This window comes from Thermoanaerobaculia bacterium, assembly GCA_035717485.1.
Taxonomy (GTDB): domain Bacteria; phylum Acidobacteriota; class Thermoanaerobaculia; order UBA5066; family DATFVB01; genus DATFVB01.
This window is the reverse complement of the sequence record DASTIQ010000167.1, coordinates 1-24,580: the sequence shown is the minus strand read 5'-3', so window position 1 is coordinate 24,580 and position 24,580 is coordinate 1. Positions and strand designations below refer to the sequence as shown.

The window sequence follows — 24,580 nt, the reverse complement described above, 5'->3', positions numbered from 1 at the left end:
TACGCGACCGGCGCGCGCGGCGAGCTCCTCTTCGCGAGCGAGATCAAGGCCCTCCATGCGGCGGGAGTTCCCGCCGAAGAGGATGCCGAGACATGGGCGGCGTATCTGGCGTCGGGAATCTCCGACCTGACCGACCGCACGTTCTGGAAGGGCGTCGCCGCGCTTCCCCCGGGTCACGCGCTCACCTGGAAGAACGGCGCGGTTCGGATCGCGCGCTGGTACGACCTGGCCGAACGCTCCGGCGAGGAGATCGACTCCCGTTCGGACGGCGACGTCGAGGAGGAATACCGCGGGCTCCTCGCCGACGCGGTGGCGCTCCGTTTCCGATCCGACGTTCCGGTCGGGATCAACCTCAGCGGCGGGCTGGATTCCTCGACGCTCCTCGGCATGGTGCACGCGGTGCGGGGCGAGGACGACGACGTTTCCGCGTTCACCTTTTCGACGGGCGATGCGCGTTACGACGAGCTCCCCTGGGTGCGCGCGATGCTCGAGCGAACCCGGCATCCGCACGTCGATTGCCGGCTGGAGGCGCGGGACGTCCCGGCGCTCGCCGCGTCGGTGGCCGAGGCGGAAGACGAGCCGTTCGGAGGCGTCCCGACGCTCGCGTACGCGCGGCTGTTCGAGGAAGCCCGGCGTCGCGGCGTGATCGTGCTCCTCGACGGACAGGGAATGGACGAGCAGTGGGCCGGCTACGACTACTACCGCGGGACGGGATCGCCGCTCGTGCAGGGAACCACGCAGACCCCCGTCCGTCCGGACTGCCTCGTCCCGGAGTTCCGGGCGTCCGCGATCGCCCCCGCGTTCCCGGCGCCGTTTCCGGATCGGCTCCGGAACCTCCAGTACCGCGACGCGCGCTACACGAAGATTCCGCGGGCCCTCCGGTTCAACGACCGGGCCTCGATGCGCTCCTCGACCGAGCTCCGCGAGCCCTTCCTCGATCATCGGCTCTTCGAGCTCGCCCTTCGGCAGCCGGCGTCGCGGAAGATCGAAGGCGACCGGGGAAAGCGGCTCCTCCGCCGGATCGCCGCGCCGCTCCTGCCGGGCGGCATCGTCGAGGCGCCGAAGCGTCCTCTCCAGACGCCGCAGCGCGAGTGGCTCCGGGGGGAGCTCGCCGGCTGGGCCACGGGGTGCATCGAGGAGGCTCTGGCCGCCCGCGGCGGCGAATGGCTGGACGCCCGTGCGGTGCGCCGCGCGTGGGCCGACTACCGGCAGGGCGCATCCGACAACAGCTTCTTCGTCTGGCAGTGGATCGGACTGGGCCTCCTCGCCGAACGGGTGGCGGACCGGCGTCCGGCGGTGAGCGCATGAAGCGGCATCGCTACCTCATCATCGTGCCCAACGGCGTCGGGATCCGGAATTTCTTCTGCACGCCGTTCATCGACCTCCTGCTCGAGTCGGGATCGGTCGGGGTGTGGCACGCGCTCGCCGAGACGGACATCGCGCCGTTCCGCGACCGGTGGAAGGGAACCGTGACCTGGCGCGAGCTCCCGCAGATCCGCGACGGGCTCGCCGAGCGGGTCGTTCGGCAGGCGAAGATCCACGCGCAGCTCTTCTGGCAGCTCCGCCTCGATCCCCAGACGCCGATCCAGCCGCGGAAGCCCCCGTCGCGAGCGGCGGCCCGAGCGGTCGAGCGCGTCTCGAAGCTCCTCGGACGCCTGTCGGCGGGTCCGCGCCGGATCGTCCTCCTCGATCGTCTCCACCAGGCGCTCGCCGCGCGCGCCTCTCACACCCGGGCGTTCGAGCGCCTCCTGCGCGACGAGCGTCCGGACGCGGTCTTCTGCGGACATCAGAAGTCCCTTCGGGCCGTTCCGGCGATGCTCGCCGCGCGCCGCCTCGGAATCCCGAGCGCCACGTTCATCTACTCCTGGGACAACCTCCCGAAGGGGAGGATGCCGGTCTCGGCGGACTGCTATTTCGTCTGGAGCGAGTTCATGCGGGACGAGCTCGTCGCGCTCTATCCGGACGTTTCGCCCGACCGGGTGCGCGTCGTCGGCACTCCGCAGTTCGAGAGCTATCACGACCTGTCGCTGCTCGAGCCGCGCGAGGACTTCCTCCGGAAGCTCGGTCTCGATCCCGCGCGGCCGGTCGTCTGCTTCTCCGGCGACGACGAGGTGACCTCGCCGCACGATCCCGTCTACCTCGCGGACCTGGCGGAGGCGCTGCGCGGGATCCCCGCGGCGCGGCGGCCGCAGGTTCTCTTCCGCCGGAGCCCGGTCGACAAGTCGCCGCGGTTCGACGCCGTCCTGTCCCGTTTCCCGGAGATCGCCGTGTCCGATCCGCTGTGGCGCTCCGAAGGACGCGGCGACTGGGCGTCGATCGTTCCGACGCGCGAAGACGTTGCGCTGCTCGCCAACGTCGTCGCCCACTCGGACCTCGTCATCAACGTCGGCTCGACGATGGCGATGGATTTCGCGGCGTTCGACAAACCGGCGATCTTCATCGCCTACGACCCTCCCGAGCGGGACGCGCACTGGAGCTTCGAGAACATCTACCGGCTTCCGCACTTCAAGACGACGCACCAGCTCCAGCCCGTCCACTGGGCGCGGAGCCGGGAGGAGCTCGCCGCGGTGGTCGGGCACGCGCTCGAGCACCCCGCCGAGAAGGCCGACGCGCGCCGTCGCTGGCTTCACCTCCACGTCGAGCAACCCATGGACCAGGCGTCGCGGCGCCTCTCCGACGCGCTCCGGGCTCTCGCCTCGGGCGAAACGCGCCGCGAGGGGGCCGCTTGAAGATCGCGTTCGTCTGCGGCGAATATCCTCCCGGTCCGCACGGCGGGATCGGAACGATGACGCGCCTCCTCGCGCGCGCGCTGGCGGAGGCCGGGCACTCGGTCCGCGTGGCGGGGATCTACCCGCCTTCGTACCCGGCTCCGGACTACGAGGAGGACGAGGGGGTCCGGGTCTGGCGGCTCCGGGAGCCGGACTATCGGCTCGGCTGGGTGCCCGCCCGCCTCGCGCTCTACCGGATGATCGAGGGGTGGGCGGCGGGGGGGGAGATCGACCTCGTCGAGGCTCCCGACTACCAGGGGTACACCGCCGGCTGGCCCGCGCTTCCCGTGCCGGTCGTCGTGCGCCTGCACGGTTCCGCGAGCTATTTCGCCGCCGAGACGCGGCGGCCGATCAAACGCACCGCGTTCTGGATCGAGAGCCGGGCGCTCCGCCGCGCCGACTACTGGTGCTCGGTTTCGCGGTACACGGCCGACCGCACGAAATCGCTCTTCCGTCTTTCCGGCGGACCGCACGCGGTGCTGCACAACCCGGTCGACGCCGACGATCCGATCCGGAGCTTCCACCGGTCCGCGCGGCGCATCGTGTTCACGGGCACGCTGACCCCGAAGAAAGGAGTCGTCCCGCTCGTGCGCGCCTGGCCGAAGGTCGCCGAGCGCCGGCGCGACGCCGAGCTCCACGTCTTCGGAAAGGACGGACGCACGGAGAGCGGCGGGTCGATGCGCGCGCATCTCCAGTCGATCCTGCCGCGCGCCGCCCGCGACAGCGTCGTCTTCCACGGACACGTCGACCGGCGGACGGTCCTCGACAGCCTGCATTCGGCGCGGGCGGCGGTCTTCCCGTCCTACGCGGAGGCGTTCGCGCTCGCTCCGCTCGAGGCGATGGCGTCGGGCTGTCCGACGATCTCGACCCGGCGCGGGAGCGGGCCGGAGATGATCGAGGACGGCCGCGACGGACTCCTCGTCGATCCCGACCGGCCCGAGGAGATCGCGGACGCGATCCTGTCGATTCTCGGCGACGACGCGCTCGCGCGCCGGCTCGGGGCGGCGGGCCGCCGCCGGGCGAAGGAGTCGTTCTCGCTCCCGGCGATCGTCTCGCGGAACGAGGAATTCTTCGCGGGGTGCATCCGGGCGTTTCGCCCGCAGAACGTCGTCGTCCATCCGCGCCGCGCCGATTTCCCCCCCGCCTGAGGTGTTCCGATGTCGATCAGCATCTGCATCGCGACCCACGAACGCGCCGAGCTGCTGCGCGGAACGCTCGAGGCGATCGGACGGCAGCGTCTCGTGCCCCGGGAGGTGATCGTCAGCGACTCCTCGCGGGACGCGTCGGCGCGCGAGGTCGTCGCGGCTTTCGCGGCCCGCCATCCCGAGTGGCGCGTGCGGCACCTCCCGTCCCTCCGGCGCGCGCTGCCGTGGCAGCGGTGGTGGGCGTTCTCGCACGCGACCGGGGAATGGGTGCTCTTCCTCGACGACGACGTGCGGCTCGGCGAGGAGGCGCTCGAAGCGCTCGATCGAGCGCGCGCGGCCGCCGCGCGGCGAGGGCCGGTCGCGGGGATCGGTTTCGTCCTGACGTGGGACGGGCCGGGGGATCAGCCGCGGCGGAACGTTTCGGCGCTGAAGGAGCGGTGGCTCGGAACCGCCGCGTATCCGCCGGGCGCGCTCACTCCGGGCGGCCAGACGGTGTCGTTCTTCGGGCTTCCGCCGGGAGAGACGGTCGAGGTCGATGCGCTCTGGGGAGGCGCGATGGCGTTTCGCCGCGACGTCCTCCGCGAGCTCTCGTGCCTCGACAATCTCGTCGCGCTCTACGAGTCGGGATCCGGACGGGGCGAGGACGGAGTCCTCAGCCGCTGCGCGAGCGCGTTCGGCCGCCTGTATCTGATCAACCGGCCGCTCGCGTTCCATCCGCGCACCCGCCGGGGGCCCGCGCCCTACGCGCGCTCCGGGTGGAGGCTCGGGATGACGGCCACCTGGGGACGCGCCCACACCATGCGCTGGCTCGCGTCGGATCCGCTCGCCTACCCGCGCGAGTGGCGGCGGCTCGCGGCGCTGGAGACCGGCCGCGCGCTCGCGGCCGCCGCGCGCCGTCCCTGGAGGCCGGACGCCTGGGCGCAGATCGCCGGAACGGTCGCCGGGATCGCGCGGAGCGCCGCGAGGTGGCGGGAGATTCCCCGGCATGCCCGCTCGCGCGATTCCTGGGCGGGAGCCGCGTGAGACCGATGGCGCTCCCTCCGGCTCCCGATCTCCTCGGCGGCTGCGCGTCGTCGTGGCGCTGCTACCTCGAGGACGTCGACCGCTACCGGATCCGTCCGCGCCCGCGGCTCGCCGTGATCCTCCTGAACCAGGGCCTCTGGGCGGCGGCGGTGTACCGGTTCTTCTATCCGCTCGTCCGCTCGCGCTGGCCGGCCGTCCGGCGGATCTCCCACTTCGCCTCGGTCTTCGCCGTCAAGGCGATCGAGGTGCTCGCGGGAATCTCGCTTTCTCCCGAGGCGGAGGTCGGCGGCGGGCTCTACGTCGGCCATTTCGGGCACGTCGTCGTCAACCCCCGCGCCCGGATCGGCCGCAACTGCAATCTCAGTCCCGGGGTCGTGATCGGGTCGGGCGGACGGGGCGAGGAGGACGGCCGGCCGAGGGAGGGCGTTCCGACGCTGGGCGACCGCGTCTACGTCGGGCCGGGAGCCGTCATCTTCGGTCCCGTCGAGATCGGAGAGGACGCGGCGATCGGCGCCAACGCCGTCGTGACGAGGTCGGTGCCTCCGCGGGCGGTCGTGGCCGGCGCTCCGGCGCGGATCGTCAGCCGGAAAGGGAGCTTCCTGTACGTCCAGTACCGCGGGATGGAGACCGATCCCGATCGGCTGCGCAGCCTGCGGGAACGCGACGGTCTCCGCGAGGGCGTTCGATGAGCGGACCGGCCGAGCTCCTCTTCTTCTGGGACTACGACACGCAATGGGGCGGGGATCGGTCGCGGCTTCCGGGAGGGCCGAAGGAGTGGGGAGCTCTCGAGTTCGCGAACACGGAGCGCCTGCTCGAGCTCCACGCGGAGCACGAGGTTCCCGCCTGCTTCGCGGTCGTCGGCTCTGCGGCACTCGCCGGCGATCGGCCTTACCACGATCCGGCGCAGATCCGGCGGATCCACGCCGCGGGACACGAGATCGGAAGCCATTCGCATCGGCACGAATGGCTCCCGGGCCTGGGCGCGGCGGCGCTCCGGGAAACTCTCGCGTCGAGTAAGAACGCGCTCGAGCAGTGCATCGGGGCGCCGGTGGCGACGTTCGTTCCGCCCTGGAACCAGCCGTTCGACTATCCGGGAGGGTTCTCCTTCTCCCTCTCCGAGCGCCGCCACGGCGGCGCGGACCGGACCGACCTCGGCCGGCTCTGCGAAACCCTCCGGGAAACCGGTTACCGGTTCTGCCGTGTCGCCTACCGGCCGATGCACCAGCGCCTCGCCGAGATCGTGGTCCGACGCCGCCTCGACCAGAAGGGACGGATCGAGAAGATCCGCGGGATCGCGTGTGCGCGCCTGAACACTCCGGGAGGGTTCGCGCGCCGGACGGTCGAGGTCCTGCGGCGCTCCGCGCGGCGGGGCGGGCTCGTCGTCGTCTACGGCCATCCGCACTCCCTGACCCTGGGGAACTCCCAGGACGAACGGCATCTGGCCCCTTTCCTGCAATTGGTCTCCGCGATGTGCAAGGCCGGGGAACTGAGGGTGACCCTGCCCCGCGAGTGGGCGGGCAACGGGGCTGCGCGGGGGGGCCTGGCGGAGGGCCTGGCCGGCGCGAGCCGCGCCGTGGGGGGCGCGTGAGCGCGGTGGCGGAGGATCTGGCCCGGACGGCGACGCGGCCGCCGCGGCGCGCGACGCGTGTTTGCGCGGTTTCGTTCAAGGAATGCTGGCAGGACGAATCCGGGCGCTGGTATTCCAACGGAGGCTTTCCGCTGCAGATGGCCGCCGTCGCGTCCCTCTTCGACCGGATGACCCTCCTCGTGACACGGCGCGACCGGCCCGGTCCCGGGGCCCTTCCGCTGCCCGAAAACGCCGACATCGTGATCTTCCGGAAGCCGGCCGGCCAGGATTTCCGCCGGAAGGTCTTCGTTGGCCTCCACCTCTTCGGATATCTGCGGACGATCGCCCGCCACGCGCGGGGCGCCGACGCCGTCCACGTACCTCCGCCCGGCGATCTCCCCCTCCTCGGGATGCTCGTCGGCCTCGCGCTGCGCAAGCGCCTCATCGTGCGCTACTGCGGCTCCTGGTATCCGACGTCGCGCACGACGGCCACGAATCGCGTGACGCGCGGACTGATGCGCGCCTTCGCCGGAGGGCGCAACGTGATGCTCGCGACCGGAGAAGCGGGAGTTTCTCCTGCGAGGAACGTCCACTGGATCTTCGCGACCGGACTCTCCCGGGAGGAGCTCCGGCGAGGACGCCCCGACACGGAGCGCGGCATCGCGCGGCCCGCGCGCCTCGCCTACATCGGGCGGCTCTCGGCGGAGAAGGGGCTCGATCGCCTGATCGACGCGATCGCGCTCCTCGAGGCGGAAGGCTTGTCGCCGCTGCCGCGCGTCTCGCTGATCGGCGAAGGGCCGGAACGGGAGAGACTCTCCGCTCTCGTCGCCCAGCGCGGATACGGAGAGATTTTCCGGTTCGCGGGACAACTGGATCGCGCCCAGCTCGCCGACGCGCTCTCCGAGATCGACCTCTGCGTGCATCCGTCGCTCACCGAGGGCTACAGCAAGGCGTGGCTCGACGCCTTCGCGCAGGGCCTCCCGGTGCTCTCGACGGAAGCGGGCGCCGCGAAGGCGGTGATCGGCGCCGACGGGGAGCGCGGCTGGATCGTCCCCCCCGGCGACGTCCGGCGCCTCGCCGACGCGCTCCGACGCGTCCTCACCGAAGAGCGCGACTGGCCCGCCCTGCGGCGGCGCTGCCGCGCGTTCGCCGAGGCGAGGACGCTCGAAGCCTGGTCGTCGGAGATCGGACGCCGCTGCGCCGAACAGTGGAACGTTCCTTTTTCCGAAGGGAAGCTCGGCGTCTGATGTCCCGGCCACCCCGGACGATCGCGATCATCGCGGGACAGCTCGTCCTCGGCGGAGCGGAGCGTCAGCTCTACCTCTGGCTCTCGCATCTCGACCGCGACCGTTTCCGGCCGGTCGTCGTCACGCTCCATCCGGGGTACGACGATTACTGGGAAAGGTCGATCGAGGAGCTCGGGGTGCCGCTCCTGCGCGTCCCGCGCCGTTTCAACCGGCTGGGACGCCTCTGGTCGGTCGTCGCCGCGCTCCGCCCGCACCGGCCCGAGCTCGTCCACGGATGGCATCTCTTCGCCAGTCCGTATGCCGGCGCCGCGGGGAAGCTGCTCGGAGCGCGCGCGAGCCTCGGGTCGCTGCGCGGGAGCTTCGACGCGTACCGGCGGCAGCGGGCCGAGGCCGTGCTGACGGAACGCCTCGTCGACGGCATCCTGGTCAACTCGCGGGCGGCCGGCGAGCGGCTCGCCGCGAGCCGGGGCGGACGCCGGAAGAAGATCTTCACGCTGCCGAACGCGGTGGAGGATCGCGTCGTCGATCGATCCCCCGCCCGCGCGCGGTGGGAGCAGCGGTGGCGAATTCCGGGAGAGCGGTTCTGGATCGGCTCGGTGGGGAGGCTCGATCCCGGGAAGCGTTTCGATCAGATGATCGATCTCGGCGCGCGGCTCGCCGGACGCGGCGAGGACGTCCATGTGATCATCGTCGGCGACGGCGCCGAACGCGGCGCGCTCGAGGAGTGCGCGCGCCGGCGCGGGATGGCGGACCGGACGACGTTCACCGGCGCGGAGCCGGACGTTCGGGAGACGCTGGGCGCGCTCGATCTCTTCTGCTTTCCCTCCGCCGACGAGGGTCTGCCCAACGCCGTCATGGAGGCGGCCGCGGCGGGAGTACCGGTCGTCGCCTGGAGGACGCCTTTCCTCGAGGAGCTGCTCGGCGCGGACGGAGCGCTCCTGGCGGAACGGGGCGACTTCGTTCGATGGGAGAGCGATGCCCGCGCGCTGATCCGCGACGGGGATCGGCGCCGCGGCGCCGGCGAAGCGGCCCGCCGCCGCGTCCTCGAGCGCTTCAGCGTCGGGCGCTTCGTCGCCGGCCTCAGCGCCGCGTACGACGAGCTCCTCGGCGGAGCGGCGCCGTGATCTTCCTGTACCACGGCATCGTCGGAGACGACGCCCCGGCGGAGCGCTCGTGCGCGGCGCAGGCGCTTCCGGTCTCCGTCTTCGAGCGTCACCTCGCCTGGATCGCTCGCCGCCGCCGGATCGTCCCGCTTCCCGAATATCTCGCCGCGCGCCGCCGGGGAAGGATCGCGGCGCTCACCTTCGACGACGGGCTCGCGCGCACGTTCGAGAACGCGGAGCCGTACCTCCGGGCGGAAGGGATCCCGGCGACGTTCTTCGTCTCGACCGCGCACGTTCTGCGCCGGATCCTCCTCTGGTTCCCGGCGCTCGATGCGCTCTGCTTCGAAGGGGTGCACGCCTCGATCGAGGCCCAAGGGGAGACGCTCCCGCTCGGAACGCTCGACGAGAAGCGGCGGGCCCGGCGCCGCCTCGGCGCGCTCGCGCGCACGAGCGGCGATGCGGGGGGGTTTTCGCAGGCGCTGCTCGAACGGCATCCCCTTCCGGAACGCACGCTCGCCGAGTATCGCGGGATGACTCCCGAGATGGTGCGCGGCGCGGCGGCCGGCTCGCTCTTCGAAATCGGATCGCACACCCAGACGCACCCCTGGCTCCCCGAGGTCGGCCTTCCGGCCCAGCGGCGGGAGATCACGGCGAGCCGGTCCGAGCTCGAACGCCTCGCCGGCCGTCCGGTGAGGTATTTCGCCTACCCGGGCGGGGAGTACGACCGCACGACCCTCGCCCTCGTGGCCGAAGCGGGTTACGAGGCGGCGCTGGCGACGGTGTCGCGACATCTCGGAGAGGAACGATTCGAAATCGAGCGCGTCGGGATCTACTCGGCGCCGCTCTGGAAAGTCGCGCTGAAGGAGGCGGGAATCGTCCCGGTGGCGCGGCGGCTGGGGTTCCAGATTGGCTGAGCGGGCGGTTTCGGCCGGTCCGGGCGCGTCCCGGCGAGCGGCGACCGAGGACGCGCGGGCCGCTCTCTGGATGCGGGTGCTCCTGGCGGGCACTCTGCTCCTGTGGGCGGCGGGGCTCGTCCTCGGGTTCGATCGGGCCCTCGCCGCGGTGACCCTGATCGGGTTCGTTGCCGCGATCGGCGGCCTCGCCCGGCCCGCGCTGGGCCTCATGGGAATCGGCATTCTCTGCGCGGTCGACGGATTCTCCCGGTCGATCCTTCCCGGAAGCGGTCTCTATCGGTGGAACACGTTCAACTACTGGCTCCTCCTCGTGATCCTCATTCACCTCCCGCGGCTCCTCCGCCTTCGCGACGTCCACTCGCGGCTCCTGGCGCTCTTCGTCCTCGTGCTCGCGCTCGGCATCGTCATCAGCCCCCTGCGGAGCGAGGGGATGGAGACGACGCTTTCGGCCGCGACCGCCTTCGGGCTCCTGGTCTACGCGCTCCGCGCGGGCCGCCGCCGCGGCGCGTGGCTCGGCCTCGCTCTGACGGCGGGGGCGAATTCCGCGGCGGCGGGTCTCGTGTTCCTCCTGCAGCGCGACCGGTTCCCCTCCGTCAATCCGAACGTCTGGGTCTTCTGTCCGCTGACGGGGATCTTCGCGATCGCGGCCGGTCTCTCCGCGGCCCGGCGCCCGCGCACGCAGCTCGTCCTCGGGCTCCTCGCGACGATCGACATGGTCTGGGTGTTCCTCACCGGAAGCCGCGGCGGAATCGCGCTCGGCCTCCTCGGCATGGCGTACCTCCTCTTCGTGATGCGGGGAGTGCTGCCGCGTTTCGCGGCCGTCGCCGCGGGCATCCTCCTCGCGTCGTTCCTGACCGCCCGTTTCGCGGGACTCGACGAGTACTCGAGGCGCCGCCTCGACAAGGCGCTCGACACGCAGGAGGGGCTTCGCGAGCGCACGAGCGGCCGTTCCGATCTCGTGCTGGGCGCCTGGTACATGTTCCTCGACCATCCTCTCGGCGTCGGTACGGGGGGATTCGCGCCGAGCTGGGCGAAACTCGGGATCCGGAAGGGAATGACCGATTATGCGTACGGAGCCGCCAAGGAGGCTCACGCGGCGTGGGCGAAGACCCTCGCCGAGAACGGAATCCTCGGGTTCGGGCTCCTTTTCGGGTACGTCGGGTCTTTCGCCGTCTCCGCGATCCGCCGCTCCCCGTCGCGCAAGCTCGCTCTGCTGACGTCGGCGGTCCTGTTCGCGGCGTTCTTCTCGACCGAGTTCGCGGGGAAGGGGTTGTGGCTCCTCGCGGGCGCGGCGACGGCGTTCGTCGACTATTTCCCGCGCGCGGCCCCCGCGGAGGCCGGGCGCCGGGTCCCGGCCGGACGGGCCCTTCCGGCTGGAGCCGCGCCATGAGGCCGTCGGCGGCCGCCGTCGGCGAAGCGCCTCCGGCGCTCCTCATGGTCGGCAACTTCCTTTCCGGTTCGACGTCGATTCGCTTCGTCTGCGAGGATCTCGCGGAGGGCCTCGCCTCCGCGGGGTGGAGCGTCGTGACGAGCTCATCCCGCGCCGGGCGCGTGCTTCGCCTCGCGGACATGCTCGCGACGGTGTGGGCGAGGCGGTCGGAGTACGCGGCCGCCCAGGTGGACGTGTACAGCGGTCCTTCGTTCGTGTGGGCGGAGTCGGTCGCCGCTCTGCTCCGGTCGATCGGAAAGCCGCACGCGCTCACGCTCCACGGCGGAAATCTTCCCGAGTTCGCGAACCGGTGGCCGCGGCGAGTGCGGCGGCTCCTTCGCGGCGCCGACGCCGTCACCAGCCCTTCGCCGTACCTCGCGCGCGCCCTGGCCCCCTTCCGCCCCGACGTCCGCGTCATCCCGAACCCCCTCGCGATTTCGCGCTACCCCTTTCGGCTCCGCGCCGGCCCGCGCCCGCGGATCGTGTGGCTGCGGGCTTTCCACCGGATCTACCGGCCCGAGCTCGCGCCGGCCGTGCTCGCCGAGGTCCTTTCGAAGCACCCCGATGCGACGCTCACGATGATCGGCCCCGACAAGGGGGACGGCTCGCTGGCGCAGACGCGCGCGGCCGCGGCCGCGGCGGGCGTCGCGGACCGCGTGACGATCCTCGGAGCCGTTCCCAAGAAGGACGTGCCCGGGGTGCTCGCGGGGGGAGAGATCTTCCTCAACACGACCGACGTCGACAACACGCCCGTTTCGGTACTCGAGGCGATGGCCTGCGGCCTCTGCGTCGTGACGACCGACGCCGGCGGAATTCCCGACCTCGCCGCCAACGGCGACAACGCGCTCGTGGTTCCCCGGGGGGATCCGCGTGCCCTGGCGGCGGCGGTCGTCCGCGCGGTCGACGACGCGCGCCTCTCCGCGCGGATTTCACGGGGCGGGCGGGCGAAGGCGGAACAGTGCGACTTCCCCCGCGTGCTCGACGCCTGGCGGACGCTGCTCGGCGAGATCGCCTCGGGCGCCGGCGCGACGCCGGGAGCGCCGGCGTGAGCATGCTCTCGGCCTACCACCGTCTTCCCGCGCCGGCGCGCGACGTGGTTTCGTCGATCCGCGGGCTGTCGCTGCGGTCGTGGCGCTATGGTCCGGAGACGGATGCGCTCGTCGGGCAGGCGCTCGAGCGCGACGCGTGGCCCGCGGCCGCCTGGAGGCTTCATCGGGAGGAGCGGCTCGCGCGTCTGCTGCACCGCGCGGCGACGAGAGTTCCGTTCTACCGGGCGCACTGGGAAGAGCGGCGGCGGCGCGGAGACTCGAGCTCCTGGGATCGTCTCGAGAACTGGCCGCTCCTGACGAAGGATCGACTCCGCGGCTCCCCGCGCGAGTTCCTCGCCGACGACGTGGATCCCCGCCGGATGTACCGCGAGCGGACGAGCGGAACGACCGGGCTCCCGCTCGACGTGTGGTGGTCGCGAGAGACCGTTCGGGCCTGGTTCGCGATCTACGAGGCGCGCATCCGGCGGTGGAACGGGGTCGACCGGAGAGAGAGCTGGGCGATCCTCGGCGGGCAGCCGGTCGTGAGGCCGGACGCGCGCCGCCCCCCGTTCTGGGTCTCGAACCGCCCGATGCGGCAGCTGTATCTCTCCGCGAATCACCTCTCGCCCGAGGCGGTGCCCTCCTTCATCGAAGCGCTTCGGCGCCGCGCCCCCACGCACCTCATCGGGTATCCCTCGTCGCTCGCGTTCCTCGCGCGGGAAGCGGCGCGGCGGCGCCTCCCGCGGCCGGAAAGCCTGCGCGTGGTCGTCACGAACGCCGAGCCCCTCCTTCCCTGGCAGAGGGAGGCGATCGCGGAAGGGCTCTGCCCGGCCGTGCGGGAGACGTACGGCATGGCGGAGATCGCCGCGGCGGGCAGCGAGTGCGAGGCGGGCTCCCTCCACGAGTGGCCGGAAGTCGGGTGGGTCGAAACGTGGAGCGACGACGAGGACCGGCCCGCCGACCCGGGAGAGACGGGACGGCTCGTCTGCACGGGACTTCTCAACCGCGACATGCCTCTCGTGCGGTACGCCGTGGGCGACCGCGGACGCGTCGCCGGCGGGGGGGCGGCGTGCGGATGCGGGCGGGCACTGCCGGTCTTCTCGGCGATCGAGGGCCGTTCGAACGATCTCCTCGTCGCCGCCGACGGGAGACGCGTCTTCTGGCTGAACCCCGTCTTCTACGGGCTGCCGATCCGCGAGGCCCAGATCATCCAGGAAAGCCGGGCCGCGATCCGGGTGAAAATCGTCCCCGCTCCCGGTTTCGGGCCGCCGCATCGCATCGCGATGGAAGACCGTCTCCGGATGCGGATGGGGCGGATCGCCGTGCAGTTCGAGGAATGCGACGCGATCCCGCGCGGACCGAACGGGAAGTTCCGCGCCGTCGTCTGCAACATCGATCCGGAGGCGCCGCCCGCGCCGTCGGAGGCGGCGCGCGCATGATTTCCGAACCTCTCGTGACCGTGATCCTGCCCGTGCGCAACGAAGGCCCCTTCATCGCCCGGAGCCTCGGGGCGGTCCTCGCGCAGGACTGGCCCCCCGGCCGGCTGGAAGTGATCGTCGCCGACGGAATGTCGACCGACGACACGCGCGAGATCGTGCGGCGCTCCGCCGGGGCGGTTCCGGAAGTGCCGGTTTCGATCGTCGACAACCCCGCCGGGATCGTGCCGACCGCGATGAACGCCGCGATCGCCGCCGCGCGCGGCGAGGTCGTCGTGCGCGTCGACGGCCACACGATCGTCGAGCCCGATTACGTTCGGCGCTGCGTCGAAGCCCTGAGGCGCTCCGGCGCGCAGAACGTCGGCGGACGAATGACGGCGGTGGGGGAGGGGCCGTTCGCCCGGGCGGTCGCGGTCGCGACGAGCTCGCCCTTCGGCGTCGGCGGAGCGCGATTCCACTACTCCGACCGCGAAGAGTGGGTCGACACGGTGTACATGGGCGCGTGGCCGAGAAGCGTGCTCGAGGACCTGGGGGGATTCGACCCCGAGATGGTCCGCGACCAGGACGACGAGCTGAACTACCGGCTCCGCGCGCGCGGGGGGAGGATCCTCCTCGCGCCCGAGATCCGCTCCCGCTACTTCAACCGGCCGACGATCCGTTCGCTCGCCCGCCAGTACTTCCAGTACGGATTCTGGAAGGTGCGCGTCGTGCAGAAGCATCCCCGGCAGATGCGGCCCCGGCAGTTCGCGCCGCCCGCTCTCGTGGGCGCCCTGCTGGCCGCCACGGCCGCGTCCTTCGTCTGGCGGCCCGCGCGCTTCGCGCTCGCCGGGCTCGCGGGCGCCTACGGCGCGGGGAATCTCGCCGCGTCCGCCTGGGCCGCGCGAAAGCAGAGCGCCCGCCTGCTGCCCCTCCTCCCGGTCGCGTTCGCGACGCTGCATTTTTCCTATGGATTCGGCTTCCTCGCCGGGTTGGCACGATTCTGGAACCGGTGGAAGGGCCGCCGGGTCCCCGCCGGCACGGAGGAGGAGGTTTCATGGAGCTCGCGGTTCCCTTCCATCGCCCCCAGATCACCGACGCCGAGATCGCCGAAGTCGTCTCGTCGCTCCGCTCGGGCTGGCTGACGACCGGGCCGAAGGTCCGGCGGTTCGAGGCGGAGTTCGCCGAGGCGGTCGGCGCCCGGAACGCGATCGCGCTCAATTCGTGCACCGCCGCGCTCCATCTCGCCGTCGAGGCCGTCGGTCTCGCGCGGGGAGAGGCGGTGCTGGTGCCCACGATGACGTTCGCCGCGACCGCCGAGGTCGTCCGCTATCGCGGCGCGATTCCCATTCTGGTCGACGTCGATCCGGTGACGCTCCATCTCGATCTTCGGGACGCCGCGCGGAAGATCGATCTCTTCCGGCGAGGCGCGCTCCCGCCGGCCGTTTCCCGCGCGACGCGCGTCGCCGGGATCATGCCGGTGCACGTCGGCGGAGTGATGATGGACATTTCGAAGGTCCGCCGCTTCGCGCAGGAGCGCGGCCTGTGGGTGATCGAGGACGCCGCGCACGCGTTCCCGGCCGCCTGGCGCCCCGCGCCGGGGGAAGCGTGGCAACGATGCGGAGAGGACACGGCGGACGTGACGTGCTTCTCGTTCTACGCCAACAAGACGATCACGACGGGCGAAGGCGGAATGGCGGTCACCGGCGACGCCGCGCTCGCCGACCGGATGCGCCTGATGTCCCTGCACGGCCTCTCGCACGACGCGTGGGGGCGTTACACGGGAAACGGAGCGTGGGATTACCGGATCCTCGCCCCCGGGTACAAGTACAACATGACCGACCTCGCAGCCGCGATCGGCGTCGCGCAGCTCCCGCGCGCGGAGGAGATGCGGCGCGCGCGCGAAGACCGGGCCCGCCGATACATGGAACGACTCCGGAACGTCGAGGAGATCGAGCTCCCCGGCGAGGATCCGGACCGGCTGCACGCCTGGCATCTGTTCCCGGTCCGCCTGCGGCTCGAGGCGCTCGAGATCGGGCGGGACGAATTCCTCGCGGGGCTCCGCGACGAAGGAGTCGGAACGTCGGTGCACTGGCGTCCGCTGCATCTCCACCCGTACTACGAGGAGACGTTCGGCTGGACGCGCGCCGACTTCCCGGCGGCGTCGCGCGCCTGGGAGCGGCTGGTCAGCCTCCCGCTCTATCCGGACCTCGACGACGAGTCCCAGGATCGCGTGATCGGAGCGATCGAGACGCTCTGCCGGCGACACGCGGCCGCGGCGGCGGGCGCCGCCGCCGCGGGATCGTGAGCGGCGGGGGCGATCCGACCGGAAGGGGCCTCCCCCGCGCCGTCGAGGTCGCGGCCGCTCTCGCCGGACTCGCCGTCGCGGCTCCGTTCCTGCTGATTGCCGGCGCCGCGATTTTCCTGACGACGGGGAAGTCGCCGATCTTCCGACAGCAACGTGTCGGAAGGAGCGGGCGGCTCTTCACGCTCGTGAAGCTCCGGACCATGCGGACCTCGGCGGGAGCGGCCGTGACCGCTCGAGGAGACGCGCGAGTGACCCGGGTGGGCCGTCTCCTCCGGCGGACGAAAATCGACGAGCTCCCGGAGCTGTGGAACGTCCTCGCCGGAGACATGGCCTTCGTCGGACCCCGCCCGGAGGTGCCCCGCTACTTCGACGCCGCCGATCCGCGCTGGCGGGCGATTCTCGGGGCGCGCCCGGGCCTGACCGATCCGGTCACGCTGCGGCTCCGCGACGAAGAGGAGCTCCTCGCCGGGGTCGCCGGAGACCGCGAGGCGTTCTACCGCGCCCACCTGCAGCCGTGGAAACTGAGGAGATACGCCGCTTATCTCGAGCAGCGGAGCTGGCGCAGCGACCTCGCGGTGCTGCGGGACACGGCCCGTGCCGTGCTGCGCCCCTCTTCGGCGAGGCCCCCCACGCTCGACGACATTCTGGCAGAGGGATTGCAAACTCACGCGGATGCACGATGAACGTTCGCCCGAGTCTCTCCCGCGCTTTCGTCCGCCAGATTCAGATCGCACTGGATTTCACGGTTCTCGCGGCGGCGTTCGTCCTCGCATACGCTCTCCGTTTCGATTTTTCCTGGCGGTCCGCGGACGCCCGGGCGTGCTGGACGCAGCTCCCGCTCGTCGTCCTGGTGCAGTTCTTCGCGCTGATCTCCGCGGGCGTCTACCGGTTCATCTGGCGCTACGTGGGCATCCGCGAAGGTCGCGCGTTCCTGCGGGCGGCGCTCGGCTCCGCGGCGGTCCTCGCCGCGATCCGCTTCCTGGCTCCCGAGCGTCTCGCGTTGTTCCGCGTGCCGGTCTCCGTGATCGTGACGAGCTCGGCGTTCGCGTTCGGCGGCGTTCTCGCTCTCCGGGTGCTCCGCCGCGTCGCCTTCGAACGAAGCCGTCACGCCGAGGACCGTCGCGCTCAGCCGGCCGGCGAGAAGCACGCCGTTCTCCTCGTCGGCGCCGGCCAGGCGGGAGTGCTCGCGGCGCGCGAAATCGTCGGTCGCGGCGACATCGACCTCGACGTCAAGGGCTTCGTCGACGACGACGTCCGGAAGGTCGGCGCCGAGATCCACGGAATCCGGGTTCTCGGAACGACGCGGGACATTCCGCGGCTGGTCCAGCAACACGGCGTCGGCCAGGTGGTCATCACGATCGCGCGGATCCGCCGGAGCGAGATCCTGCGGCTCCTCGATCTCTGCCGGTCGATTCCGGTGAAGGTCCGGATCATTCCCGGCCTCTACGAAGTGCTCCAGGGGAAGGTGAAGGTCACGCGGATCCGCGACGTCGAAATCGAGGATCTGCTGGGACGCGAGCGCGTGCAGCTCGACGAGGGACAGATCGGCGAATTCCTCCGGGCGCGCACCGTGATGGTGACCGGCGCGGGCGGGTCGATCGGATCGGAGCTCGTCCGCCAGATCGCGCGATACCGGCCCTCCCGGATCCTTCTGGTCGAGCGCGCGGAGTTCGCGCTCTTCTCGATCGAGCGCGAAGCGGCGCGCGTCTTCCCCGACGTTTCCGTCGTTCCGCTGATCGCGGACGTCGTCGACGAGCCGAGGCTCCGCGCGATCTTCTCCGAGTACCGGCCGGAAGTGGTCCTCCACGCCGCCGCCCACAAGCACGTGCCGATGATGGAGAGCAACCCGGCGGAAGCGATCAAGAACAATGTCGGAGGAACGCGCATCGTCGGCGAGCTCGCCGGCGAATTCGGAGTCGAAGCGTTCGTCCTGATCTCCACGGACAAGGCGGTCCGCCCGACGTCCGTGATGGGCGCGTCCAAGCGGATGGCGGAGCTCGTCGTCCAGGATCTCGCCAAGCGCTACGCGACGCGGTTCCTCGCCGTCCGGTTCGGCAACGTCATGGGATCGGTCGGTTCGGTGATCCCGATCTTCCGCGAGCAGATCCGCCGCGGCGGGCCGGTGACGGTCACCCACCCCGAGATGAAACGGTATTTCATGACGATCCCGGAGGCGACGCAGCTCGTGCTCCAGGCGGGCGCGATGGGAGGGGGGGGCGAGATCTTCGTTCTCGACATGGGCGAGCCGGTCCGCATCCTCGACATCGCGGAGCAGATGATCGCGCTGACGGGGCTCACCCCGTACGAGGACATGGACATCGTCTTCACCGGCCTCCGGCCGGGAGAGAAGCTCTTCGAAGAGCTCGAGATGACCGACGAGAAGATGGAGAAGACGCGGCATCCGCGGATCTTCATCGGCCGCCTCGCCTCCTGGCCGGCGGAAGTGGTCGCGCGTTCCGTCGTCGAACTCGAGCGGCTCGCGCGAGAGGGACGGGGCGACGCCGTGCGGGAGCGCCTGTCCGGGCTCCTGCCCGAATCGAAGCTCGCGCCTCATGCTCCCGAAGAAGCTCCGGCGGCCGACGTCCGCCGGGACAACGTGTCGCGGTTCCCGGCGCTCGCGCGCACCGAGTCGCCCGCCGTTCTCGCTGGACGGCAGTTCCCGGGGTGATCATGAATCGATTCCGTTTTTTCGCGGCGACGGCCGCGGTCGCGGTGGCATTGGCCGGATCGGCCGCGGGGGCACCCGGGCCGGGCGTCGCCGAACCCGCCGGTCCCGCGGTCCCGCCCGCGCCCCAGCCCGCCGTACCGCCTCCGGCCTCCACCCCGTCCCCCGACGCGTTCTACGAAGGCCGGCTCACGATCGGAGAGCAGGCGCTCTCCGCCGGGCGCGCCGCCGAGGCCGCCGACGATCTGCGCGTCGCGAGTTTCGGGTTGCTCGACCGGCCCGAGAAGCTCTCGAGATGCCTCGTTTGGCTCGCCGTCGCCCAGCAGCGTGCCGGCCGGATCGCCGATGCCGAGGCCACGCTGCGCCGTTTCCAGGCAGTCCAGGCGCTCTTTCCCTCCTGGGGCCGCCTGGCGCTCGCTCCCGAGATGAAAGGCGAATTCGAGGCGCTCGCCCGCCAGAGACTTCCCGGCCTGAGACTCGAGGACCTCCGCGACGCCGAGCGCCGGCCGGCTCCGGCTCCGGCGCCCCCGGCGGCGCCGTCCGTCGAAGTGCGTCCGCCGACACCTCCGGTCGCGGAGAGTCCGGCCCGCGCCGCGGCGGCCCCCGTCGTTGCGCCCCCCGTCGTTGCGCCCCCCGTCCTGCGCCCCGCGCCGGTTCCCGTCGCTCTCGAAAAGCCCCCGGCGCCCCGCCCCCTGGCGGTCCGCGCCGCGGCGCCGGGCACCGCTCCGGCCGCGGCTTCCGCTTCTTCTCCCGTTGCTCCCGTTGCGCGCGGTTTCTTCGATCGCGAGCTCCGGACCGGGCGCTCGGTCGTCTTCGAGATCCGCCCGGACCAGGCGCGGCTCTTCGTGGACGGCCGGTACGTCGGCGTCTCCGCCGACTGGGGCGGAGGGGGCGGACGGCCCTTCCCGCTCGCTTCCGGTGAGCACGCGGTCCGCGCCGTTCTCCCCGGATATCGCGAGCTGCGGCTTCGCGTCGTCGCCGATCCCTCGAACGCTCCGGGCACCATCGCCGCCGCCGAGCTGGCGCGGCTCGAGCGGCGGAGCTTCCGCCGGATCCCTCGGGCGGAATACGTCACCGCGGGCCGGATCGCTTTCGCCCCGGAGCTCCGGGGGGCCGAGGTCGCCGTCGACGGCGAGCCGACCGGCGAGGCGGACCGTTTCACGCCGTCGGCGCCGATGCTCCTCACCGGCCCCGCGGTCCACGACGTCGTGCTCTCCAAGCCGGGGCGGCCGGCCCGGACGATCCGCATCCTCGCTTCCCCGACGGCCGGGAGCGGCCTCGTCGTCGTGAGGACGAACCTGTGAGCGCGCGGGCGCGCATCGCGATCGCCGCCGCCGCTCTCTTCGCGGTCCTCCTCGGCGCTCCGCCGATCGCCTCCGGCGCCGGATCCGAGTACCGCATCGGGCCGAAGGATCTCCTCGACGTCAAGGTGTTCGAGGTGCCGGAGCTGAACGTGGAGCGCCGTGTTTCCGACGCCGGGAAGATCGACCTCCCGCTGCTCGGCGAATTCCCGGTCGGGGGCATGACCGCCGGTGAGGCGGCGTCGCGGCTCGAGGAGATGCTGAAAGACAAGTACGTCAACCGCGCCAGCGTCTCGATCGTGATCAAGGAATACCAGGACAAGCCGGTGTCGGTGCTCGGCGCCGTCGCGAAGCCGGGCTCGCTCACCGTTTCCGGGAACTGGACGCTGCTCCAGGCGATCTCGGCGGCCGGCGGGCTCACCCCGCAGGCGGGAAAGAAGATCTACGTGCTCCGCCGGGCGGAGAACTCGCTTTCCGACACGCTGGAGCTCTCGACGGACGACCTGCTGCAGAACGCGTCCATGCTGTGGAACGTTCCGATCTTTCCCTCGGACGTCATCAACGTCCCCGCGAAGTCGACGGTGAAGGTCTTCTGTCTCGGCGAAGTGAAGACGCCCGGGGCGCTCGAGTTCGACGGCAACGACGCGGTGACGCTCCTCGCGGTGATCGCGAAAGCGGGGGGGTTGACGGACCGGGCGTCCAAGACCATCCGGATCCAGCGGCGCCATCCGGACGGGAAGACGACCGAGCTCGTCGCCCACTACGGGCGGATCGTCTCCGGCCACGAGACGAATCCGGTGCTCCAGCCCGACGACGTGGTCATCGTCAAGGAGTCTTTCCTCTGATGGTCGACGAAAACCCGTTCGACGCTCCCGACGGCGGCCCCGCGCCCGGCGGCGGCGCGCACCTGGCGGACTACTGGTCCGTTCTCGTCCGCCGTCGGTGGCTGCTCGCCGCCTCCGTCCTGGTCGCCCTCGGCGTCGCGCTGGCCCTGTCGATCACGACGCCCCCCTCGTATCGCGCGAAATCGGTGCTCGACATCGGAAACGAACGGACCGCCGGGATGGATCTCGGACTCTCCGACGGCCCGCAGGCGCCGGCCGAGCCCGACCCCGACTTCCAGGCGACGCAGGTTCGCCTGATCAAGAGCCTGGAGATCGGCCGCCGAGTCGTCGCGAAGCTCGACATGGCCGCGCGGCCGGTGTCTTCCGGCGGCTTCTTCTCGCGCAAGTCCGCGCCTCCGAAGACCGCGGCCGAAGCGCAGAAGCACCTCGCCTGGCTCGCCCGGAAGGTCCAGGACGGCCTCGAGGTCTCGCCCGTGCGCGGAACCAATCTCGTCGAGGTGGCCTACGTCTCCCGATCGCCGCGCGAGGCCGCGGAAGTGGCCAACGCCGCCGCGGACTCCTACATCGAGTGGAAGGTCGATTCGATGTACGGCGCGATGAACCAGATCTCGACGTTCCTCGGCACCCAGATCGCCCAGCTCAAGCGCGAGATCGACGGGCAGCAGCAGCAGCTCCTCGAATTCGGAAAACAGAACGACATCGTTTCCGCCGACCCGCAATCCAACTCCGGCCTCCAGAACTTCGAGGCGCTGAACCGGGACTACGAGGCCGCGGTGGCGGACCGGGTGGCCAAGGAGGCGCGCTACCACGAGCTGATGTCGGCGAGCGCCTCGACGGCGGCTTCCGACCCGGCGCAGGCCGCGGTCGTGACGCAGATGCAGAACGACCAGGCGAAGCTCGAGCGGGAGTACGCCGAGAAACTGAACCTGTTCAAACCGCAATGGCCGGCGATGATCGAGCTGAAAGCCCAGATCGACAGGGGTCGGCAGCATCTGCAGCAGTTCGTCGGGCAGGCGGCGGCGAAGACGCGAGACGTCGCCCGGAACGACTTCCTCACCGCCCAGCGGCGGGAGGCGAGCCTCGCGGCCGCCCTGAAGAACCAGAAGACCGCGACGATGGAAGGGAACAACAACGCGGTCCGGTACAACAACCTGCGCGGCGAGATCGACACGAAACGGGCGCTCCTCGACACGCTGCTCCGCCGGCAGGCCGAGACGGAGGTTCTCGCGCGGCAGAAGGGAGCGCGGGAGTCGAACGTCCGGGTCGTCGACCGGGCGCAGCCGCCGGAGTCAAGGTTTCGTCCGTCGTACAAGCTCAACGCGATGCTCGGGCTCCTCGCCGGGGCGGGCGCCGGCATCCTCCTCGTCTTCTTCCTCGAGTACATGGACCGGAGCTTCCGGTCTCCCGACGAAGTGCAGCGGTATCTCGGGCTGCCGACGCTCGGCACGATCCCGGATTGCGCCCCGCCCGCTTCCGGCGGCCTCCGCCGGATCACCGGGGGCGTCGAAGCGGCCGGCCCCGCGCCGGAGCTCCTGCCGTACCACGATCCCCATTCCGCGACCGCCGAGGCGTATCGCCGCGTTCGCACGGCCCTTCTCCTCTCGACGCCCGGCGGCGTGAAGTCGATCGTCGTGACGTCGGGTTTCGCGCGGGAAGGGAAGTCGTGCACGGCGGCGAACCTCGCGACGATCCTTTCTCAGCTCGACGCGCGGGTCCTGCTGATCGACGCCGACCTGCACCAGCCGCGGCTCCACGAGATCTTCCGGACCTCTTCCCGCGTCGGCCTCGTTTCGGTCCTCGCCGAGAACGCGGACCCGGCGCGGTGCATCGTCAGGACTTCGGTCCCCGGAGTCTTCCTCCTTCCCTCGGGACCGGCCTCGCCGAACCCCTCGGGACTCCTCTCGTCGGCCGCGATGTCGCAGCTCCTCGACCGGGTGCGCCGCGAATTCGATTACGTCGTGATCGACACGCCCCCCCTCTTTCCGATCGCCGACGGGCTCGTCCTCGGCTACCAGACCGACGGCGTCGTGCTCTGTCTGCGCGCCGGCCGGACGCAGCGGCCGCAGGCGCTTCGCGCCAAGGAGGCGCTGCTCCAGAACCGGAACCGCGTGATCGGCGTCGTCCTGAACGCGCTGCCCGCGAAGTCGGGCGGCTACGACGAAGGATACGGCTTCTATTACGGGCGGCCGGAGACCTCGGCGCGGATCGAAGCGCCCGCCGCCGCGAACGCCCGCGTTTCCTGATCAGCCGGCCACGCGGGCCGCGAGCGAGGCGAGATCGGGAACCTCGAAATCGGGCGCGGGGTCTCCGCGCGAAGGTTCCCGCTTTCGATTCACCCACGCGACCGGAATTCCCAGCGCGCGCGCGGGAGCGACGTCGTGGAACCGGCTCTGCGCGGCGTGGAGCCAGCGTCGGCTTCCGATCCTCCGCCGGGCTTCCCGGAAGTGCGCCTCCGCCGGCTTGTAGGCCCGCACCTGCTCCGCCGTCACGACCCAGTCGAACGCGACCGTGAACCGCCGCCGCGTGGCCTCGAAGAGATCGTCGTCCACGTTGGAGAGGACCCCCAGGCGGCACCCGGATGCGGCGAGTGCCTCGAGAGCGCCGTTCGTGTCGGGAAAGGGCGCCCATCGCGCGAGGCTCTCCGCGACGAACCCCCGCCCGCCGCCCTCGAGCTCCCACCCGGCGTGCCGGGCGACGCGGGAGGCGGTCTCTCCGAGGACCTCCCGATAAGAGCGATATCCCTCGCGCTGGACCTCCGGCTCGATGCGTGCCCAGGCGTCGAGAGCGGCCGCGCGGTGGATCTCGACCCCGGCCGCGGCCGCCGCGTTCTCGAACGCGGAGCCGATCCCTTCCTCCCAGTCGATCAGCGTGCCGTAGCAGTCGAAGGTGATGACGTCGTAGAGAGGCATGCGCCGATTCTAATCGGCGAGCGGCGAATGGCGGCGATCGCTCCGCGTCGCTGAGTTCGCCGCACGGTCGAGGGGAGTCCCGATTTTCACCTTCCGTTCGACGGCTGCCGCGACGCGATGAAAATCGCCTCGCGGTCGGCTGAAGGCGAGCCCGCTATTCCAGGGGCATGACTCGCGTCGCGGGGCCGGGCGCCGCGATATCCTCGGCGCGTGATTCCTCTCGCCGAAATCCGGGCCGCCGCGGAGCGACTCCGCGGGCACCTGCATCGAACCCCGATCTTCTCCTCCCGGTCGATGGGGGAAGCGGCGGGAGCCGCCGTTCACCTGAAGTGCGAGAGCTTCCAGAAGACGGGCTCGTTCAAGCCGCGCGGCGCGTTGAACAAGGTCCTCTCGCTGGAAGGAGAGGATCGCGGGAAAGGGCTCGTCACCGTGTCCGCCGGCAACCACGCGCAGGCGGTCGCGTGGGCCGCCCGCCGGAGCGGCGTTCCGTGCGCCGTGGTCATGCCGGCGAAGGCTCCGGCGTCCAAGGTCGAAGCCGTGCGCGGATACGGCGCCCGGATCGTCTTCCACGACGACAACGCGACCTTGTTCGACCGGCTGCGGCAGCTCCAGCAGGAGACCGGCTTCGTGTTCGTGCACCCGTTCGACGATCCCGTCGTGCTCGCCGGGGCGGGAACGGCGGGACTCGAGATCGTCGAGGACCTGCCGGACGTCTCGGTCGTGGTCGTCCCGGTCGGCGGGGGAGGGCTGATGGGGGGAATCGCGTCCGCGGTGCGGCAGCTCCGCCCGTCGGCCCGGATCCACGCCGTCGAGCTCGCGGAGGGACCGGGGCTCGCCCCGGCGCTCGCGGCGGGAAGACCGGTGCCGGTCTCGCGCCCGGCGAAGACCCTCGCCGACGGGTTGATCCCGCCGTTCG

General features: G+C 71.4%; 21 protein-coding genes. 20 read left to right on the top strand and 1 reads right to left on the bottom strand.

What is annotated here, in order from left to right; translation table 11 throughout:
* The 19 genes from VFS34_08970 to VFS34_08880 all read left to right on the top strand — a co-directional run.
* On the top strand, positions 1 to 1,308 hold a 1,308-nt coding region (locus VFS34_08970; GenBank protein HET9794580.1), incomplete at its 5' end, for an asparagine synthase-related protein.
* Entirely contained in the window at positions 1,305 to 2,729 is a 1,425-nt protein-coding gene (locus tag VFS34_08965; GenBank protein HET9794579.1) for a hypothetical protein, read from the top strand. The genes VFS34_08970 and VFS34_08965, both read left to right, overlap by 4 nt.
* A complete protein-coding gene (locus VFS34_08960; GenBank protein ID HET9794578.1) occupies positions 2,726 to 3,916 on the top strand; it encodes a glycosyltransferase family 4 protein in 1,191 nt (396 codons plus the stop codon). Before VFS34_08965 ends, VFS34_08960 begins: the two co-directional genes overlap by 4 nt.
* 9 nt (positions 3,917 to 3,925) lie before the next feature.
* A complete protein-coding gene (locus VFS34_08955) occupies positions 3,926 to 4,936 on the top strand; it encodes a glycosyltransferase (GenBank protein ID HET9794577.1) in 1,011 nt (336 codons plus the stop codon).
* Positions 4,937 to 4,941: 5 nt separating this feature from the next.
* Positions 4,942 to 5,625: a DapH/DapD/GlmU-related protein gene (locus tag VFS34_08950; GenBank protein ID HET9794576.1), complete on the top strand. Its 684-nt coding sequence runs from the start codon at positions 4,942 to 4,944 to the stop codon at positions 5,623 to 5,625.
* A complete protein-coding gene (locus VFS34_08945; GenBank protein ID HET9794575.1) occupies positions 5,622 to 6,524 on the top strand; it encodes a polysaccharide deacetylase family protein in 903 nt (300 codons plus the stop codon). Before VFS34_08950 ends, VFS34_08945 begins: the two co-directional genes overlap by 4 nt.
* Positions 6,521 to 7,750 carry a glycosyltransferase gene (locus VFS34_08940; protein ID HET9794574.1) on the top strand — a complete coding sequence of 410 codons (1,230 nt, stop codon included), beginning with the start codon at positions 6,521 to 6,523 and terminating at the stop codon, positions 7,748 to 7,750. The genes VFS34_08945 and VFS34_08940 overlap by 4 nt, the downstream gene beginning before the upstream one ends.
* Positions 7,750 to 8,874, top strand: coding sequence for a glycosyltransferase (locus VFS34_08935; protein HET9794573.1), 1,125 nt, complete (start codon positions 7,750 to 7,752; stop codon positions 8,872 to 8,874). Before VFS34_08940 ends, VFS34_08935 begins: the two co-directional genes overlap by 1 nt.
* A complete protein-coding gene (locus VFS34_08930; GenBank protein HET9794572.1) occupies positions 8,871 to 9,767 on the top strand; it encodes a polysaccharide deacetylase family protein in 897 nt (298 codons plus the stop codon). Before VFS34_08935 ends, VFS34_08930 begins: the two co-directional genes overlap by 4 nt.
* The gene (locus VFS34_08925; protein HET9794571.1) at positions 9,760 to 11,157 is read left to right on the top strand and encodes an O-antigen ligase family protein; all 1,398 of its coding nucleotides are present in this window, start codon (positions 9,760 to 9,762) and stop codon (positions 11,155 to 11,157) included. The genes VFS34_08930 and VFS34_08925 overlap by 8 nt, the downstream gene beginning before the upstream one ends.
* Entirely contained in the window at positions 11,154 to 12,245 is a 1,092-nt protein-coding gene (locus VFS34_08920; protein ID HET9794570.1) for a glycosyltransferase family 4 protein, read from the top strand. The genes VFS34_08925 and VFS34_08920 overlap by 4 nt, the downstream gene beginning before the upstream one ends.
* Positions 12,242 to 13,663 carry a hypothetical protein gene (locus tag VFS34_08915; GenBank protein ID HET9794569.1) on the top strand — a complete coding sequence of 474 codons (1,422 nt, stop codon included), beginning with the start codon at positions 12,242 to 12,244 and terminating at the stop codon, positions 13,661 to 13,663. Before VFS34_08920 ends, VFS34_08915 begins: the two co-directional genes overlap by 4 nt.
* On the top strand, positions 13,660 to 14,781 hold the full coding sequence (locus VFS34_08910; GenBank protein HET9794568.1) for a glycosyltransferase family 2 protein: 1,122 nt from the start codon (positions 13,660 to 13,662) through the stop codon (positions 14,779 to 14,781). Before VFS34_08915 ends, VFS34_08910 begins: the two co-directional genes overlap by 4 nt.
* Complete coding sequence (locus VFS34_08905; GenBank protein HET9794567.1) at positions 14,694 to 15,944, top strand: DegT/DnrJ/EryC1/StrS aminotransferase family protein; 1,251 nt, start codon at positions 14,694 to 14,696, stop codon at positions 15,942 to 15,944. Before VFS34_08910 ends, VFS34_08905 begins: the two co-directional genes overlap by 88 nt.
* Positions 15,941 to 16,627, top strand: a complete 687-nt coding sequence (locus tag VFS34_08900; GenBank protein HET9794566.1) for a sugar transferase — start codon at positions 15,941 to 15,943, stop codon at positions 16,625 to 16,627. The genes VFS34_08905 and VFS34_08900 overlap by 4 nt, the downstream gene beginning before the upstream one ends.
* Positions 16,624 to 18,612, top strand: coding sequence for a nucleoside-diphosphate sugar epimerase/dehydratase (locus VFS34_08895; protein HET9794565.1), 1,989 nt, complete (start codon positions 16,624 to 16,626; stop codon positions 18,610 to 18,612). The genes VFS34_08900 and VFS34_08895 overlap by 4 nt, the downstream gene beginning before the upstream one ends.
* Before the next feature lie 2 nt (positions 18,613 to 18,614).
* On the top strand, positions 18,615 to 19,913 hold the full coding sequence (locus VFS34_08890) for a hypothetical protein (GenBank protein ID HET9794564.1): 1,299 nt from the start codon (positions 18,615 to 18,617) through the stop codon (positions 19,911 to 19,913).
* Positions 19,910 to 20,755: a polysaccharide biosynthesis/export family protein gene (locus VFS34_08885; GenBank protein ID HET9794563.1), complete on the top strand. Its 846-nt coding sequence runs from the start codon at positions 19,910 to 19,912 to the stop codon at positions 20,753 to 20,755. Before VFS34_08890 ends, VFS34_08885 begins: the two co-directional genes overlap by 4 nt.
* Positions 20,755 to 22,998, top strand: coding sequence for a polysaccharide biosynthesis tyrosine autokinase (locus VFS34_08880; GenBank protein ID HET9794562.1), 2,244 nt, complete (start codon positions 20,755 to 20,757; stop codon positions 22,996 to 22,998). Before VFS34_08885 ends, VFS34_08880 begins: the two co-directional genes overlap by 1 nt.
* Here the strand turns inward: VFS34_08880 and VFS34_08875 are convergent, their stop codons facing one another.
* Positions 22,999 to 23,664, bottom strand: coding sequence for an HAD-IA family hydrolase (locus VFS34_08875; GenBank protein ID HET9794561.1), 666 nt, complete (start codon positions 23,662 to 23,664; stop codon positions 22,999 to 23,001).
* A 210-nt stretch (positions 23,665 to 23,874) separates the two neighbouring features.
* Here VFS34_08875 and VFS34_08870 point away from each other — a divergent pair.
* On the top strand, positions 23,875 to 24,580 hold a 706-nt coding region (locus tag VFS34_08870; protein HET9794560.1), incomplete at its 3' end, for a pyridoxal-phosphate dependent enzyme.

Coding starts and splice junctions, on each gene's coding strand:
- VFS34_08955 (HET9794577.1), top strand. CDS start 3,926: ATGTCGATCAGCATCTGCATCGCGACCCACGAACGCGCCGAGCTGCTG.
- VFS34_08910 (HET9794568.1), top strand. CDS start 13,660: ATGATTTCCGAACCTCTCGTGACCGTGATCCTGCCCGTGCGCAACGAA.
- VFS34_08880 (HET9794562.1), top strand. CDS start 20,755: ATGGTCGACGAAAACCCGTTCGACGCTCCCGACGGCGGCCCCGCGCCC.
- VFS34_08875 (HET9794561.1), bottom strand. CDS start 23,664: ATGCCTCTCTACGACGTCATCACCTTCGACTGCTACGGCACGCTGATC.
- VFS34_08945 (HET9794575.1), top strand. CDS start 5,622: ATGAGCGGACCGGCCGAGCTCCTCTTCTTCTGGGACTACGACACGCAA.
- VFS34_08905 (HET9794567.1), top strand. CDS start 14,694: ATGGAGCTCGCGGTTCCCTTCCATCGCCCCCAGATCACCGACGCCGAG.
- VFS34_08965 (HET9794579.1), top strand. CDS start 1,305: ATGAAGCGGCATCGCTACCTCATCATCGTGCCCAACGGCGTCGGGATC.
- VFS34_08935 (HET9794573.1), top strand. CDS start 7,750: ATGTCCCGGCCACCCCGGACGATCGCGATCATCGCGGGACAGCTCGTC.
- VFS34_08890 (HET9794564.1), top strand. CDS start 18,615: ATGAATCGATTCCGTTTTTTCGCGGCGACGGCCGCGGTCGCGGTGGCA.
- VFS34_08950 (HET9794576.1), top strand. CDS start 4,942: ATGGCGCTCCCTCCGGCTCCCGATCTCCTCGGCGGCTGCGCGTCGTCG.
- VFS34_08895 (HET9794565.1), top strand. CDS start 16,624: ATGAACGTTCGCCCGAGTCTCTCCCGCGCTTTCGTCCGCCAGATTCAG.
- VFS34_08920 (HET9794570.1), top strand. CDS start 11,154: ATGAGGCCGTCGGCGGCCGCCGTCGGCGAAGCGCCTCCGGCGCTCCTC.